At 69.0% G+C, this 16,289-nt stretch carries 14 protein-coding genes; 1 reads left to right on the forward strand and 13 read right to left on the reverse strand.

Translation table 11 applies throughout. The features are described 5' to 3' along the window. Positions 1 to 5 precede the first annotated feature (5 nt). From PXH83_RS05640 to PXH83_RS05660, 5 genes are all read right to left on the reverse strand, one after another. Positions 6 to 1,238: a DUF418 domain-containing protein gene (locus PXH83_RS05640; RefSeq protein WP_274557371.1), complete on the reverse strand. Its 1,233-nt coding sequence runs from the start codon at positions 1,236 to 1,238 to the stop codon at positions 6 to 8. Positions 1,239 to 1,433: 195 nt separating this feature from the next. After that, a complete protein-coding gene (locus tag PXH83_RS05645) occupies positions 1,434 to 2,459 on the reverse strand; it encodes a glycoside hydrolase family 5 protein (protein ID WP_274557373.1) in 1,026 nt (341 codons plus the stop codon). A gap of 207 nt (positions 2,460 to 2,666) precedes the next feature. Further along, on the reverse strand, positions 2,667 to 3,608 hold the full coding sequence (locus tag PXH83_RS05650; RefSeq protein WP_214914900.1) for an RluA family pseudouridine synthase: 942 nt from the start codon (positions 3,606 to 3,608) through the stop codon (positions 2,667 to 2,669). A gap of 17 nt (positions 3,609 to 3,625) precedes the next feature. After that, complete coding sequence (lspA, locus tag PXH83_RS05655) at positions 3,626 to 4,222, reverse strand: signal peptidase II (RefSeq protein WP_274557377.1); 597 nt, start codon at positions 4,220 to 4,222, stop codon at positions 3,626 to 3,628. A gap of 67 nt (positions 4,223 to 4,289) precedes the next feature. After that, entirely contained in the window at positions 4,290 to 5,147 is an 858-nt protein-coding gene (locus PXH83_RS05660; protein ID WP_274557379.1) for a TraR/DksA family transcriptional regulator, read from the reverse strand. A 566-nt stretch (positions 5,148 to 5,713) separates the two neighbouring features. Here PXH83_RS05660 and ileS point away from each other — a divergent pair. Next, positions 5,714 to 8,908 (forward strand): isoleucine--tRNA ligase, encoded by a 3,195-nt coding sequence (gene ileS / locus PXH83_RS05665; RefSeq protein WP_274557382.1) that lies wholly within the window; start codon positions 5,714 to 5,716, stop codon positions 8,906 to 8,908. A 187-nt stretch (positions 8,909 to 9,095) separates the two neighbouring features. Here the strand turns inward: ileS and PXH83_RS05670 are convergent, their stop codons facing one another. The 8 genes from PXH83_RS05670 to murG form a co-directional block, all read right to left on the reverse strand. Beyond that, positions 9,096 to 10,274 carry a DivIVA domain-containing protein gene (locus PXH83_RS05670; protein WP_274557384.1) on the reverse strand — a complete coding sequence of 393 codons (1,179 nt, stop codon included), beginning with the start codon at positions 10,272 to 10,274 and terminating at the stop codon, positions 9,096 to 9,098. 49 nt (positions 10,275 to 10,323) lie between these two features. Beyond that, positions 10,324 to 10,608, reverse strand: coding sequence for a YggT family protein (locus PXH83_RS05675; protein WP_214914921.1), 285 nt, complete (start codon positions 10,606 to 10,608; stop codon positions 10,324 to 10,326). Between the two features lie 68 nt (positions 10,609 to 10,676). Next, positions 10,677 to 11,282: a cell division protein SepF gene (locus PXH83_RS05680; RefSeq protein WP_214914923.1), complete on the reverse strand. Its 606-nt coding sequence runs from the start codon at positions 11,280 to 11,282 to the stop codon at positions 10,677 to 10,679. A gap of 141 nt (positions 11,283 to 11,423) precedes the next feature. Continuing rightward, entirely contained in the window at positions 11,424 to 12,143 is a 720-nt protein-coding gene (locus tag PXH83_RS05685; protein WP_274557388.1) for a YggS family pyridoxal phosphate-dependent enzyme, read from the reverse strand. A gap of 3 nt (positions 12,144 to 12,146) precedes the next feature. Continuing rightward, positions 12,147 to 12,878 carry a peptidoglycan editing factor PgeF gene (gene pgeF / locus PXH83_RS05690; protein WP_274557391.1) on the reverse strand — a complete coding sequence of 244 codons (732 nt, stop codon included), beginning with the start codon at positions 12,876 to 12,878 and terminating at the stop codon, positions 12,147 to 12,149. Next, on the reverse strand, positions 12,875 to 14,077 hold the full coding sequence (ftsZ, locus tag PXH83_RS05695) for a cell division protein FtsZ (protein WP_274557394.1): 1,203 nt from the start codon (positions 14,075 to 14,077) through the stop codon (positions 12,875 to 12,877). The genes pgeF and ftsZ overlap by 4 nt, the downstream gene beginning before the upstream one ends. Positions 14,078 to 14,352: 275 nt before the next feature. Then, entirely contained in the window at positions 14,353 to 15,156 is an 804-nt protein-coding gene (locus tag PXH83_RS05700; RefSeq protein WP_274557397.1) for a cell division protein FtsQ/DivIB, read from the reverse strand. A 37-nt stretch (positions 15,157 to 15,193) separates the two neighbouring features. Further along, positions 15,194 to 16,288 carry an undecaprenyldiphospho-muramoylpentapeptide beta-N-acetylglucosaminyltransferase gene (gene murG / locus PXH83_RS05705; protein WP_274557399.1) on the reverse strand — a complete coding sequence of 365 codons (1,095 nt, stop codon included), beginning with the start codon at positions 16,286 to 16,288 and terminating at the stop codon, positions 15,194 to 15,196. Position 16,289: the final 1 nt, after the last annotated feature.

Genomic DNA, 16,289 nt, shown 5'->3' on the forward strand with positions numbered 1-16,289 from the left:
CGGCCTCACCGCCGCAGCGCCCACCTCTGCACCGCCTCCAGCGGCCCGTGGGAGAACCGGCGCAGCCACAGCACGGATCCGGCCATCAGCGTCAGACACACCGCCGCCCACAGGCCCATGACCCACCACGGGCCGCTGCCTTCGAGCCGGGCGGCCAGGCCGAGACCGAAGCCGTAGGAAACAACCACGCAGAGCGCGTTCTGGGCGACATAACACGTCAGCGCCGTACGGCCGACCGAGGTGAGTCCCAGCGTGAGCAGGCCGGTCTTGCGCACCCGGTCCGTCAGAACGCCGATGAGGCCGATGTAGCCCACCGCCATCACCGGAGCCGCCACATAGCGGCCGAACAGGAAGAAGTCCGGGCCTCCGAGGGCCGCCGCCGCGTTCAGCGGCAGCCCGACACCCAGGCCCCAGCCGAGCATGCGGACCCTGATGCGCCGCCCGCGCTCGTCGGCGGAGAACGCGCCCGCGCGGAACAGCCGTACGCCCAGCAGGAAGAGGAAGACCAGCAGCGCGAACGACAGCACCGGCTCGATGCGCAGGACCGCGGCGTGCTGGAGGCGGAACGTCACTTGCTCCAGATAGCTGCCGTCCGCGTAGAGAGCCACGACGTCACTGTCCACGCCACTCTCACTGTCCACGCCGCCGGAACCGTCCCCGTCCGAGCCGACGGCGACGAGCGCCAGCGTGAGCAGGGACATGCCCGCGAGATGCAGCCCCGCCGCGCCCCACATCACCACCCTCCTGAACCGGTCGGAGCGGGTGAGCAGCCAGGCCACCAGAAGCGCGGTGACGGCGTACCCCATGAGTACGTCCCAGGCGAAGACCAGGACGAAGTGCAGGGTGCCTTCGGCGAACAGGAACAGCGCCCGCCACCGGTAGCGGCCCGGCCACGGCTGTCCGCGCTTGGCCGCCGACCCGAACTGGATGGCAAGGCCGACGCCGAACAGGATGGTCAGCATGGCCAGGAACTTGCCGTCGGCGAGGAACCTGAAGGTGCCTTCGGCCACCACCGGCAGAGAGAAGCCGGACGCCCGGTCGACGGTTCCCGAGAGGATGCCCCACTCCGCCCCCGGGCTCGTGAAGATCCACACGTTGGTCATGAGCGTGCCGAGGATCGCCGCCCCGCGCAGTACGTCGAGGAGTGGCAGCCGCCCCGCCTGCCGGGTGCCTGTGCCCGCGTCCTTGCCCTCACCCGTAACAGGCGGGCACCGAACCGCACTTACGCTCTCCGTCATCGCCGTTCCCCCAGGATTCGTCATGACCTCCATCGTCGCGACGCAGAGCGCGCAAATCCTCGTGAGCGGTGATGAATCCGCGCTACATCCTTCGATGTACCGGGCGGAAGTCAGCTGAGACCGCGCACATCGCCGTCCGGGACAGCGCTGTGCCCCCGCCGTCCGGGACGGCGGGGGCACAAGCGCACGTGACTGCTACTGGCGGATCTGCTGCCGGATCCAGACCCCGGCCTCCTTCAGGACGCCGGTCCCCGTCCACGTACTGCCGTTGCAGGTGCCGGGCTTGAAGACCGCGCCGGATCGGTTGTCGTCGGAGTAGTTCCAGTTGGTCCAGGAGATCTTCTTGCGCTTCATCAGGTCGAGGAAGCGCTGGGACTGGGCGAAGTCGTTGGCGCCTTCGCCGGCGTAGTTCTGCGTACCGAACTCGGTGACGAACACGGGGAGTCTGTCGGACGCCCGGTTGAGTGCGTCCAGGTATTCGCGCTGGTGGGAAGCGGCGTAGAAGTGGAACGTGTACATGATGTTGGAGGCATTGACCGGATTGCGGACGACCTCCTGCTCGTCCGCGCCCTCGGAGACGCCGAACGACGACCAGGCGCGCGTGCCGACCAGGACGACGGCGTCGGGGTCCTGCGCCCGGATGATCGGGATGATCTTCTCGGCGTACGACTTGATCTTGGACCAGCCGACCCCGGACGGCTCATTGGCTACCTCGTAGAGAACGCCGGGGTTGTCTTTGTACTTCTTCGCCATCGCAGTGAAGAAGGTCTTGGCGCGCGAGAAGTTGTGGTTGGGGTCGCCCGGGTCGAGCATGTGCCAGTCGATCACGGCGTACATGCCGCGCCTGTTGGCCCCGTCGACGAACTTCTGGGCGAGGGCGGTGAAGCGCTGGGGGTCCGTCTCGTAGCCGTCCTCCTGGACGTACGTCGAGACGCGCAGCACGTCGGCACGCCAGTCGCCGGCGAGCGCGTCGAGCGATCCATCGGTGACGCACTGGGAATACCACTGGGTGCCGTGCGTGCTCATGCCGCGCAACTGGACGGCCTGGCCCTGGTCGTTGCAGAGCTGCCGGCCGCAGACCTTGAGCCGGCCGTTCGCGGAGACGGGTGAGGTGGGCGATGCGGGGGGTGCGGCGCCGACCGGCGACTGCAGTGCGATCACGGCTCCGAGTGCCATGGCGACGAGCAGGGTGTTGCGGGGGCGCATCGTGCGTCGATGCATGGGTGGTGCTCCCTTCGGGTGGGGGTCCGGACGGGAGTTCGCGTGAAAGTTAGGGTTGTTTCCAGTTGCCGTCAAGAGTGTTGGGAAGCTTTCCTAACGATTACGGAGACAGCAAAACGGGGCCACAGCCCTGAGCTGTGGCCCCGCCTGTCCTGCTGAGCTGCGATTACAACGCGCGCCGCATCGCCTGCGCGTAAGAGGCCGGATTCACTCGCTCTCGGCCCGGATCGCGTCCAGCGCCTGCTGGAGGTCGTCCGGGTACGTGCTCTCGAACTCGACCCACTGCCCGTCGGAGGGGTGCTCGAAGCCGAGGCGCTTGGCGTGCAGCCACTGCCGCGTCAGGCCGAGGCGCTTGGCCATCGTCGGGTCGGCGCCGTAGGTCAGGTCACCCACGCAGGGGTGGCGGTGGGCGGACATGTGCACACGGATCTGATGCGTGCGCCCCGTCTCCAGCTTGATGTCCAGCAGTGACGCGGCCCTGAATGCCTCGATCAGGTCGTAGTGCGTGACGGAGGCCTTGCCCTCGGCCGTCACGGCCCACTTGTAGTCGTGGTTCGGGTGACGCCCGATCGGGGCGTCGATGGTCCCGCTCATGGGGTCGGGGTGGCCCTGCACCAGCGCGTGGTACTTCTTCTCGACGACCCGGTCCCGGAACTGCGCCTTGAGCAGCGTGTACGCCCGCTCCGACTTGGCCACGACCATGAGGCCGGACGTACCGACGTCGAGGCGGTGCACGATGCCCTGGCGCTCGGCGGCGCCCGAGGTCGAGATCCGGTACCCGGCGGCGGCGAGCCCGCCGATCACGGTGGTGCCGGTCCAGCCGGGGCTGGGGTGCGCGGCGACTCCGACCGGCTTGACGATCACGACGATGTCGTCGTCGTCGTGCACGATCTCCATGCCCTCGACGGGCTCGGCGACGATCTGCACAGGCGCGGCGGCCTGCGGCATCTCCACCTCGAGCCACGCCCCGCCCCGGACCCGCTCGGACTTCCCGACCACCGACCCGTCGACCTGAACCTTCCCGGCGGCGGCAAGCTCGGCCGCCTTCGTACGGGAGAATCCGAACATCCGGGAAATGGCGGCGTCGACGCGCTCGCCCTCAAGGCCATCGGGAACGGGCAGGGTGCGGAACTCGGGAATCGTACTCACCCGTCGAGTATGCCTTGTCAGTCCTTATGAACGGTCCCGTCAGGGTCCAGGCCCCGGAACGACAGGATCACGATGAGGATGCCGCCGCACACAATCGCGGAGTCGGCGAGGTTGAAGACCGCGAAGTTCGCCGGCGCGATGAAGTCGACAACAGCGCCCTCGAAGACACCGGGCGAGCGGAAGATCCGGTCGGTGAGATTGCCCAGCGCACCGCCGAGCAGCAGGCCCAGCGCGATGGCCCAGGGCAGGCTGTAGAGCTTGCGCGCGAGCCGGGCGATCACCACGATCACGGAGGCGGCGATGATCGTGAAGATCACCGTGAAGGCCTCGCCGATCCCGAACGCGGCGCCCGCGTTCCGTACCGCCTCGAACCTCAGCAGGTCACCGATGATCTCGATCGGCTCGTGGTGCTCCAGTTTGGCCACCACGAGCATCTTGGTGCTCAGGTCCAGCAGATAGGCCATGACGGCCACCGTGAAGAGCACAGCGATCTTCCGCTTGCCCTTGGGCGCGGGCTGCTCAGCCCGGCCTGCCGCGTCGGAGGACTCCTCCGGCTCGGCTCCCCCCGCCTCGGGGGTATCCGGCGTACCGATGATGCGCTCCGCCTCTGCCACGTGAGTCCCTCAACCTAGGTGCCTGACTGAGCACGAGGGTACGGCACACACGTACGGACTCCGAGGCTCAGTACCGGCGCTCCTGCTTCTGCTTGTCCTCCACACACAGTGTGGCGCGCGGGAAGGCCTGCATGCGCGCCTTGCCGATCGGCTTGCCGCAGATCTCGCAGAGCCCGTACGTGCCGGAGTCGAGCCGGCCCAGAGCCCTCTCGGTCTGCTCCAGCCGCTCGCGGGCGCTGGCGGCCAGCGCCAGCTCGTGCTCGCGGGAGATGTTCTTGGTGCCGGTGTCGGCCTGGTCGTCGCCCGCGCCGTCCCCGGAGTCCCGCATCAGGCCGGTGACCGCCTGCTCCGACGCGGCGATCTCCGCCTTGAGCTCGGAGACCTCGCCCATCAGCACGGCCCGGGCCTCGGCGACCTCCTCCGGGGTCCACGGCTCCTCCCCCGGCCGGACGGCGAGCTCGCCCGGCGGGGCGGCCTCGACTGCTCCTGTACGGGACGGGGGGACCGCCGTCGCGGTGGCCGCGGTGGCCTTCTTGGCGGCCGAGGTCCTGCTGGGAGTCTTCTTCGCAACCACCGTCTGGGCTCCTGTCTCTTCCGCGGCCTGAGCCGCCCCCTTGGCCGCAGGAGCGGCCCTCTTCGCAGCCGCCTTCTTGGCAGGTGCCTTTTTGGCCGGCGCTTTCTTGGCAGGTGCCTTCTGGGCCGGTGCTTTCTTGGCAGGCGCCTTGGTGACCGGTGCCTTGGTGACCGCTTTGGTGACCGCTGCCTCGGTGACCTCTGCCGCCTTCTTCGCGACGGTCTTCTTTGCGGTCTTCTTTGCGGCGGTCGTCTTGGCGGCGGACTTCTCGGCCGTGACCTTCTTCGCGACGTCCGCCTTCTCCGTGTCAGCCCCGTCGGCTTGCTGTGCGGCGGTCTTCTTAGCCACCATGGCCGCGACCCCTTCACATTTTGTGATCTTGCGCGCAAATCGTTCTGGGACGATAAGTCGACCCCAGCCCCGCGGCAACGGGGCACGCCGCCGGTTCGGCCCGCCCGCGCGGGTGGCGCGGCGAGCCTGCATCCGTTGTGCCCAGCTCTCCGCCCGGTAATCCGCCCCGCGGGCGCGGCACGGAGTCCGCCGGGGCGCGTATGGCCATTCGGGTTATCGGCGCAGGGTCCCGCGCCGCGCGAAAACCGGGCGGCCGTCCTGCCGCACGGCCCGTACACTGGGGCCCAGCGAAAGGCCACGATGGGGACGAGTAGCGTCGTACGCAGCCAAGAGCGACCCGGGGACGGTGGAAGCCCGGGGGCAGGCGCGGCGTGAAGCATCACCCCTGAGCCGCCGGAAGAAAGCTTTGAACAGTGGGCTCCGCCCACGGGCGCAAGGCCAGTAGAACCGGCATCGCTGCCCCAATGAGGGGGTCACGGGCACCGCCCGGGGCCAAGGAGGGTGGTACCGCGGGAGCACAGCGCTCTCGTCCCTCCGACGGAAGCCACAGTCCGCCGGAGGAATCGATGTCGCAGTACCGCCAGGTGCCCGCCCAGGTCGACCTGCCCGCGCTCGAGCACGCAGTGCTCGATTTCTGGCGCGAGAGCAAGGTCTTTTCGAAGAGTCTCGAGCAGTCCGAGGGACGCCCCGAGTGGGTGTTCTACGAGGGCCCGCCGACCGCCAACGGAATGCCCGGCGCTCACCACATCGAGGCCCGCGTCTTCAAGGACGTCTTCCCGCGCTTCCGCACGATGCAGGGCTACCACGTCGCCCGCAAGGCCGGCTGGGACTGCCACGGCCTGCCCGTCGAGCTCGCCGTCGAGAAGGAGCTCGGCTTCAACGGCAAGAAGGACATCGAGGCGTACGGCATCGCGGAATTCAACGCGAAGTGCCGCGAGTCGGTCGGCCGCCACACCGACGCCTTCACCGAACTCACGAACCGCATGGGCTACTGGGTCGACCTCGACGACGCGTACTGGACGATGGACCCGTCGTACGTCCAGTCGGTGTGGTGGTCGCTCAAGGAGATCTTCAACAAGGGCCTGCTGGTCCAGGACCACCGCGTCGCCCCCTGGTGCCCCCGCTGCGGCACGGGCCTGTCCGACCACGAGCTGGCGCAGGGGTACGAGACGGTCGTCGACCCGTCCGTCTTCGTCCGCTTCCCGCTGACCTCGGGCCCCCTGGCGGGCGAGGCGGCGCTCCTGGTCTGGACGACCACCCCGTGGACCCTGGTGTCCAACACGGCAGTCGCCGCGCACCCCGACGTCACGTACGTCGTGGCGACGAACGGCGAAGAGAAGCTCGTCGTCGCCCAGCCGCTCCTCGAAAAGTCGCTGGGCGAGGGGTGGGAGACCACCGGCCAGACCTTCACGGGCGCGGAGATGGAGCGCTGGGCGTACGACCGTCCCTTCGCGCTCGTGGAGTTCCCGAGCGCCGGCGAGGGAACCAATGGGCACAGTCCGTCCGAGGCCCACTTTGTCGTCAACGCCGACTACGTCACCACCGAAGACGGCACCGGCCTGGTCCACCAGGCCCCCGCGTTCGGTGAGGACGACCTCAGGACCTGCCGCGCGTACGGCCTCCCGGTCGTGAACCCGGTCCGCCCCGACGGCACCTTCGAGGACGAGCTGGACCTCATCGGCGGCCAGTTCTTCAAAAAGGCCGACGAGGCGCTCACCGAGGACCTGGGCAACCGCGGTCTCCTCTTCCGGCACGTCCCGTACGAGCACAGCTACCCGCACTGCTGGCGCTGCCACACCGCACTTCTCTACTACGCACAGCCGTCCTGGTACATCAGGACCACCGCGGTCAAGGACGCGATGCTGCGCGAGAACGAGAAGACCAACTGGTTCCCGGACTCGGTCAAGCAGGGCCGCTTCGGCGACTGGCTGAACAACAACATCGACTGGGCGCTGTCCCGCAACCGCTACTGGGGCACCCCGCTGCCCATCTGGCGCTGCGAGGACAACCACCTGACCTGCGTGGGCTCGCTCGCCGAGCTCACCGATCTGACCGGCACGGACCAGTCGTCCCTGGACCCGCACCGCCCGTACATCGACGACGTCACCTTCACCTGCACCGGTGAGGGCTGCTCGCTGACCGCGACGCGGGTGCCCGAGGTCATCGACGCCTGGTACGACTCGGGCTCCATGCCCTTCGCGCAGTGGGGCTACCCGTACCAGAACAAGGAAATCTTCGAGAAGCGCTACCCGGCGCAGTTCATCTCGGAGGCCATCGACCAGACCCGCGGATGGTTCTACACGCTGATGGCCGTCGGCACGCTGGTCTTCGACAAGTCCTCGTACGAGAACGTGGTCTGCCTGGGCCACATCCTCGCCGAGGACGGCCGCAAGATGTCCAAGCACCTCGGCAACATCCTTCAGCCCATCCCCCTCATGGACCAGCACGGCGCGGACGCGGTCCGCTGGTTCATGGCGGCCGGCGGCTCCCCGTGGGCGGCGCGGCGCGTGGGCCACGGCACGATCCAGGAGGTCGTCCGCAAGACGCTCCTCACGTACTGGAACACGGTCGCCTTCCAGGCCCTGTACGCCCGTACGTCCGGCTGGGCCCCGTCGGCGGCCGACCCGGCCCCGGCGGACCGCCCGGTCCTGGACCGCTGGCTGCTGTCCGAGCTGCACGCGCTGACGGACCAGGTCACCCAGTCCATGGAGGCGTACGACACGCAGCGGGCGGGCAAGCTCCTGTCCGCCTTCGTGGACGACCTCTCCAACTGGTACGTACGCCGCTCGCGCCGCCGCTTCTGGCAGGGCGACAAGGCCGCGCTGCGCACCCTGCACGACGTGGTCGAGACGGTCACCCGCCTCATGGCGCCGCTGACCCCCTTCATCACCGAGCGGGTCTGGCAGGACATGATCGTCCCGGTCACGGCGGACGCCCCCGAGTCGGTGCACCTGTCCACCTGGCCGAAGGCCGACCTGGCCGCCATCGACCCGACGCTGTCCCAGCAGATGACGCTGGTACGCCGCCTGGTCGAGCTGGGCCGCGCGACGCGCGCGGAATCGGGCGTCAAGACCCGCCAGCCGCTGTCGCGCGCGCTGGTGGCGGCGTCGGGCTTCGAGACGCTGACCCCCGAACTGCACGCCCAGATCACGGAGGAGCTGAACGTCTCCTCGCTCGCCTCCCTCGCTGATTCCTCCGCTGGTGCAGCGGGAGGCGGCTCCCTCGTCGACACGACGGCCAAGGCGAACTTCCGCGCCCTGGGCAAGCGCTTCGGCAAGGGCGTCCAGGCGGTGGCCAAGGCGGTGGCGGAGGCCGACGCGGCGGCCCTGTCCCTGGCGCTGCGCGAAGGCACGGCGACGGTGACGGTCGACGGCGCCCCGGTCTCCCTCTCCCCGGACGAGGTCATCATCACCGAGACGCCGCGCGAGGGCTGGTCGGTGGCCTCCGACTCGGGCGCGACGGTCGCCCTGGACCTGGAGATCACTCCCGAGCTGCGACTGGCAGGCCTGGCCCGTGACGCGATCCGCCTGATCCAGGAGGCCCGCAAGAACAGCGGCCTGGACGTCGCGGACCGCATCGCCGTCCGCTGGACCGCGTCCGACCCGGCGACGACGGAGGCGCTCACGGAGCACGCCGCGCTGATCGCCGACGAGGTCCTGGCGGTGGACTTCGCGGCGGCCGAGGCGGACGACACGTACGGCGCCCCGTTCACGGACGAGTCCCTGTCCCTGACGTTCCGCCTCCGCAAGACGGAGGCGTAACCCGCCGGCGAAAGCCCCGGCCGACTTTGTCGGCCGGGGCTTTCGCTTTCCCCCACCCGCACCGCCGCACCGCACCGCCGCACCCACACACGCACGCACGCGCACGCAAAAGGGCCGGGCCCCGGGGAAACCCCGGGGCCCGGCCCTCAGCCTGCCGACGGCTACGCGCTCAGCGCGCGCACCGCCGTCAGTTGTCGTCCTCGTCGATCAGGAACCCGCGCATCGGCGAAGGAGCCTGCTGCATCGGCTGCGGAGCCTGCGGCCGCACCGGAGCCATCGGCTGGGTCATAGCCGGCGACATCTGCTGCTGGCCGCCGTACGACGGACCGTTGGAGGACGGGCCACCGTGGCCGCCCATCGACGGGTTGCCACCCATGGAGTGCCCCATCGCACCCGCACCGGCCGGCGCCATCGAACCGCTCATCTGCGGAGCCGGCGGCAGCGACGCGGTCGCCGGGGTCCGCGGCGGAGCCAGCGAGTCGTCCGACTGGGTCTCCAGCTGACGCAGCTGGCTCTCCAGGTAGGACTTCAGCCGGGTCCGGTACTCGCGCTCGAAGCCGCGCAGGTCCTCGACCTTGCGCTCCAGCGTGGCGCGGGCGGACTCCAGCGAGCCCATCGCGACGCGGTGCTTCTCCTGCGCGTCCCGCTCCAGCGCGTCAGCCTTCGCACGGGCGTCCCGCTCCAGACCCTCGGCACGGCTGCGCGCCTCACCGACGATCTTGTTGGCCTCGGAACGGGCCTCCGCGATCGCCTGGTCGGCCGTCTGCTGCGCCAGCGAGAGCACACGCGCGGCGCTGTCGCCGCCGGGACCCTGACCGGGCTGCGGGAGCTGCGGACCGTGGCCGCCCATGGGTCCGCCCATGGGGCCACCCATCTGGCCCTGGCCCATCTGACCCATTTGGCCCTGCATCTGGCCCTGCATCTGCCCCTGGCCCATCTGACCCTGACCCATGGGCCCCTGGCCCATCGGGCCGGGACCGTGCTGGCCCTGCGGACCCGGACCGTGCTGGCCCTGGCCGTGACCGCTGGGACCCGCGGGCAGCTGCGGAGCCCCACCGGGCAGCTGGGGCGGACCCATCTGCGGCGGCTGCTGCTGGACCGGCGGGCCGGATATGGCGGCAGGCACGGGTGCGCCGGGACGATCCTGCTGCTCCGGCGGCTTGCGCATACCCTGCTGCTGGTTCTGCGCGGCGGCACGCGTCGCGGCAGCCAGCTTGGCCCGCAGGTCCTCGTTCTCGCGGAGCAGGCGGGTCAGTTCGGCTTCGACCTCGTCGAGGAAAGCATCGACCTCGTCCTCGTCATAGCCTTCTCGGAGGCGGACGGTCGTGAACTGCTTGTTCCGCACGTCCTCGGGGGTCAACGGCATCTCTTCTTCACCTCTACGTAGTCGTCGGCAGTCGGCAAGACCGTATCGCTCACAATCTGACCACGATGCTGATCAGGATGTAGACGATGATCATCAGAACGAAGAAGGACAGGTCGAGTGCCACGCCCCCGAGACGCAGCGGCGGAATGAACCGCCGCAGAAGCTTGAGCGGTGGATCGGTGACAGTGTAGGTGGCCTCCAGAACGACCACCATCGCCTTGCCGGGTTCCCATGAGCGCGCGAACTGGAAGACGTAGTCCATGACCAGCCGGAAGATCAGGATGATCAGGAAGCACATCAGCGCGATGTAGATCACCTGTAGTGCGACGCTCATCTCGCGCTTCCCTCTCCCCGTGCTCTCGTGGTTCCGGCCTGCCGGCCGGGTTGTTGCGGTGTCGTGTCTCAGCTCTGGTTGAAGAAACCGCCCTCTGCGATACGGGCCTTGTCCTCCGCCGTGACATCGACGTTAGCAGGCGACAACAGGAACACCTTCTGCGTCACTCGCTCAATGCTGCCATGGAGCCCGAAGACAAGTCCTGCCGCAAAGTCGACAAGTCGCTTCGCGTCCGTGTCGTCCATCTCCGTCAGGTTCATGATCACCGGGGTGCCCTCGCGGAAGTGTTCCCCGATGGTACGGGCCTCGTTGTAGGTCCGCGGGTGAAGTGTGGTGATGCGGTAGGGCTCCCGCTCGGACACAACCTTGGGCATGATCACCGGTGCGTTCTTCTCCAGGTTCGGACGTTCAGGTGTGATGGATGCCACGGGGGCGATTCGTGCGGGTCGTCCGCTTTCCGCCGGGAGCGGAACCGGTTCACGCTGTGCGGGCGGCTGCACCACGCGCACGGGTTCTTCGTGCCGCTCCTGGTGCGGGGGCTGGTGCCGGCGGTGTTCCCGCTCGGGCTCCGGCTCGGGTTCGAAGTCGTCATCGGGATCGAAACCCCGGCCGTCGTAACCATCGTCCTCCACGAGGCCGAGGTAGACCGCCATCTTGCGCATCGCGCCGGCCATTCTCTGAGTCCTCCGCTCTGTGGTGGATCGCCCTTGTTGCCAATGCCGCAGCGTCACAAAGTGCCCGCGATCCACTCGGCCTGCCCACCTATTGGCGGGAATGACCATATTTTCTACTGTGGTCCGACTTGCTTCGCGACGTTACCGGAGCCTGGGTCGGACTCCGAGCACCGCAGTACCGACGCGTACATGTGTCGCTCCGGCCGCCACTGCCTGCTCAAGGTCCGCACTCATACCCGCGGAGACCATGTTCGCAGCAGGATGAGTCGCGCGCAGGCTTGATGAGAATTCCATCAGCCGCTCGAAAGCCGCCTGTTGGCGCCCCGCGTACGGGCCGGCGAGCGGTGCGACAGTCATCAGTCCGTCGAGCCTGAGGCCGGGCGCTTCAGCAACCTTCGCCGCCAACTCCTCAATACCGTCCGGCGCCACGCCGCCGCGGTCCCCCCGCTCACCCGACTCCGCGTCGAGTGCGACCTGGATCAGGCAGCCGATCTCGCGTTCCGCGCGTACCGCCGCCGTCGAGAGCGCCGTGACGAGCTTCGCTCGGTCAACGGACTGCACAACATCGGCATAACTCGCCACAGAACGGACCTTGTTGGTCTGAAGCTGTCCGACGAAGTGCCAGCTGATGGGCAGGTCCGCACACTCGGCCGCCTTGGGCGCCGCGTCCTGGTCCTTGTTCTCCGCGACATGGCGTACGCCGAGCTCGGAGAGCAGCCGCACATCGCTCGCGGGGTACGTCTTGGTGACCACGATCAGGGTCACTTCCGATCGCTTGCGTCCAGCAGCCGCACAGGCGGCGGCGATACGTTCCTCCACCTGTGCAAGATTTGCGGCGAGTTGAGCTCTACGGTCCGTCATGTCCTACCTATCCAGCCAGACATATCCGGCGAGCCGCCCCGTGGTGCGCTCGCGGCGGTACGAGAAGTGGTCGTCCGATTCCAGGGTGCAGACCGGCGACCGCTGCCGCCGGCGTACGCCCAGCGCTTCGAGCTGGGCGTGCACTCCGGCGGTCACATCGACGGCCGGCGTCCCCCAGCTCGTCTCCGACCAGGCATCGGGCACGACTTCCGCGACCTCGGCCCGCATCTGTGCCGGCACTTCGTAGCAGCGCCCGCAGACGGCGGGCCCGGTACGCGCGGTGATACGGGAAGGATCGGCGCCCAGTGTGATCATCGCCTCGACGACGGCCGGGACGACTCCCGCGACCATGCCGGGGCGTCCGGCGTGAGCGGCGGCCGCGATCCCGGCGACGGGGTCGGCCAGCAGAACGGGCGTGCAGTCCGCGGTGAGTACGGCGAGTGCGAGCCCGCGGCGCGCGGTCACGACGGCGTCGACCGCCATGACCTCCCCCGCTCCCCACGGCCCCTCGACCACGGCCACATCCGGCCCGTGCACCTGGTTCATCCAGACGACCCGGGCCGGGTCGAGGCCGAGCGACTTGGCAGCGAGGTCACGGTTGTGACGTACGGCAGCCGGGTCGTCACCGACCGCACCGCCGAGATTGAGCGCTTCGTACGGAACGGCGCTCACCCCGCCCCACCTGTCGGTGAAGGCGAAGTGCGCGCCGTCCGTATTGTCGTGCTGCCCTATCACTTCAAGAAGTCCGGGACATCCAGCTCTTCGGCCTGGCTGTCCGCGTACGGACGAGCCGTCGGTACGTGCGCCGGCGAGGCCGGGGCCTCGTTCGCCGGGGCGGTCTCGGCCGGGACCGGTGCCTCTTCGCGTACGGGCACAGTGCCCATCGAGCCGGCCGGCCGCGAGGTCTCCGCGGGGCGGACCGGTGCGGGCTCCTCGCGCTTGGCAGTGGCGCCCGCGCCGAGCACGTTCTCGCGACGGGCCGGCGGCTGTCCGCCGTCGAAGCCCGCGGCGATGACCGTGACCCGTACCTCGTCGCCGAGCGCGTCGTCGATGACCGCGCCGAAGATGATGTTCGCCTCGGGGTGGGCCGCCTCGCTCACCAGCTGCGCGGCCTCGTTGATCTCGAAGAGGCCGAGGTCGCTGCCGCCGGAGATGGAGAGCAGTACGCCGCGTGCGCCGTCGATGGACGCCTCGAGGAGCGGCGAGGAGATCGCCATCTCGGCGGCGGCCACCGCACGGTCGTCGCCGCGCGCCGAGCCGATGCCCATGAGGGCCGAACCCGCCTCGGACATGACCGACTTGACGTCGGCGAAGTCGAGGTTGATCAGACCCGGAGTCGTAATGAGGTCCGTGATGCCCTGCACACCGCTCAGCAGGACCTGGTCCGCCGACTTGAAGGCGTCCAGCACGCTGACCTGGCGGTCCGAGATGGACAGCAGCCGGTCGTTGGGGATGACGATGAGGGTGTCGACCTCTTCGCGGAGCTCGGCGATGCCGTCCTCCGCCTGGTTCGCGCGACGCCGGCCCTCGAAGGTGAACGGGCGGGTGACCACACCGATCGTGAGGGCGCCGAGCGAGCGCGCGATGTTGGCGACGACAGGTGCGCCGCCCGTTCCGGTGCCGCCGCCTTCGCCGGCGGTGACGAAGACCATGTCGGCCCCCTTGAGGACCTCCTCGATCTCCTCGCGGTGGTCCTCTGCCGCCTTGCGGCCGACTGCCGGATTGGCTCCGGCGCCGAGGCCGCGGGTGAGTTCGCGGCCGACGTCGAGCTTGACGTCGGCGTCGCTCATCAACAGGGCTTGCGCATCGGTGTTGATCGCAATGAACTCGACGCCCTTGAGACCGACCTCGATCATCCGGTTGATGGCATTGACACCACCGCCGCCGACACCGATGACCTTGATGACTGCGAGGTAGTTCTGCGGTGCTGCCACGTCGAAGGCCTCTCGCCTCGAGTTACGTGTCGCCGCCTCGCGGGCCGCGCTGCGACGACTGATGCCGATATGGGACGGTCCGAACGCCGACCCGAACCCTAACGCTGAAGTTTAGGGTTACCAGTGTTTCTGTTCCTTGGACTCTTCCGAACAGGACACTAAGTCGACAAGTGGCGCACGTTCAACGAACACGCCGAACCTCCCGTTTTTCTTTTCACCCTATGTGATCACCCATATCGCTGGCCAACCAGGGTGCTGGCCAGCACGTATGACCGTCAACTCCCTGACGCGGCGGGGGCGGTGGGCGCACTCACATCGAAGTGCTCGGCACTCGGAGCTGCTTTCATGAGAGCTCTCAGTGCGCGCGCCTTCGCCGCGCCCTGTTCGCCGCTTCCCCACATGACCGTACGTTCCCCGCTCAGCTCCAGGGTGATGGAGTCGTACGAGCGGACCCGGACCGACCGCAGGTCACGGTCGACGGATTCGGGGACCTCCCGGGTGACCCGTACCGCTTCCTCAAGCAGCCGGCCCGCCCCGAAGCGGCGCAGACTTGATGACTCCTCAGGCACCAATTCCAGGAACGGTACGCCCTTGGGCGCCTCGGCGACCATGGCGAACCGCACACTCTCGTCGTCCACTTCGACGAACTTTGCGCCCTTTTTTATGACCAGTACGGGCTTTCGCTCGGTCACTTTCAGAGCGATGCCGTGCGGCCACGAACGAACGACATCCACCGAGTCGATACGCGGCAATTTCCTGCCGATCCGGTCCTCAATGGCATCCGTGTCGACGGAAACCAGCGGCGCTCCGATCGGAACGGCCGCCGCCGCACGTACCTCACCGGGCGTCAGAACCTTTGTCCCGGACGCCTTCACCTGCTCCACGCGCAGCCAGGAGGAGCCGTAGAGCAACCAGATTCCGCCCGAGACGAGCAGCACGGCCGCGGCCAGCAGCACGATCAGCCGGCCCCGGCCGGGAAGCCGGAGCCGCCCGCCCACCCGCTTGCCGCCCGGCGGGCGGGCCGCCGACGACCCCTGCGCCTGTCGTTCACCGCGCTGGGCGGTCGTCGGTCCGGCCACTCCCTGTCGCCTCCTCGGTCCTGCGTATGGGGACCGTTCAGCCGGCCCTGCGTGCGGCAATCGCCTCGTACACCATGCCGACGAGCAGCTCGTCGGCATCCCGGCGTCCGAACTCGGCAGCCGCGCGGGACATCTCGTACAGCCGGTGCGGGTCCGCGAGGACGGGGATCACCTGGCTCTGCACCCACTCGGGCGTGAGCTGGGCGTCGTCGACCAGCAGGCCGCCTCCGGCGTTGACCACCGGCTGGGCGTTGAGCCGCTGCTCTCCGTTGCCGATGGGCAGCGGGACGTAGGCGGCCGGCAGTCCGACGGCGGAGAGTTCGGCGACGGTCATCGCGCCCGCGCGGCAGAGCATCATGTCGGCCGCGGCGTACGCGAGGTCCATCCGGTCCACGTACGGTACCGGGATGTACGGCGGCATACCGGGCATGTTGTCCACGCGCGGCAGTTCGTTCTTGGGGCCGACCGCGTGCAGGATCTGGATCCCGGAGCGCTGGAGGACCGGCGCGACCTGCTGGACGACCTCGTTGAGGCGCCGGGCGCCCTGCGAGCCGCCGGAGACGAGCAGCGTCGGCAGGTTGGGGTCGAGACCGAAGGCGGCGCGCGCCTCGGGGCGGACCCTGGCCCGGTCGAGGGTGGCGATGGTGCGGCGCAGCGGGATGCCGATGTAGCGGGCACCTCGCAGCTTGCTGTCGGGCGTGGAGACGGCGACAGCGGCCGCGTAGCGCGAGCCGATCTTGTTGGCGAGGCCGGGGCGCGCGTTGGCCTCGTGGACGATGATCGGCACGCCGAGGCGCTTGGCCGCGAGGTAGCCGGGCAGGGCGACGTAGCCGCCGAAGCCGACGACGCAGTCCGCCTTCGTACGCTCCAGGATCTGCTCCGCGGCCTTGATGGTGCCGCGCAGCCGTCCGGGGACGGTGATCAGTTCGGGGGTGGGCCTGCGGGGCAGCGGGACGGCGGGGATCAGCCCGAGCTCGTAACCACGCTCGGGTACGAGCCTGGTCTCAAGTCCGCGCTCTGTGCCCAGGGCTGTGATGCCCACGCTCGGGTCCTGCCTGCGCAGGGCGTCCGCGAGGGCGAGCGCGGGCTCGATGTGGCCGGCGGTCCCCCCACCGGCGAGTACGACATGCACC

Source organism: Streptomyces spiramyceticus, assembly GCF_028807635.1.
Classification (GTDB): domain Bacteria; phylum Actinomycetota; class Actinomycetes; order Streptomycetales; family Streptomycetaceae; genus Streptomyces; species Streptomyces spiramyceticus.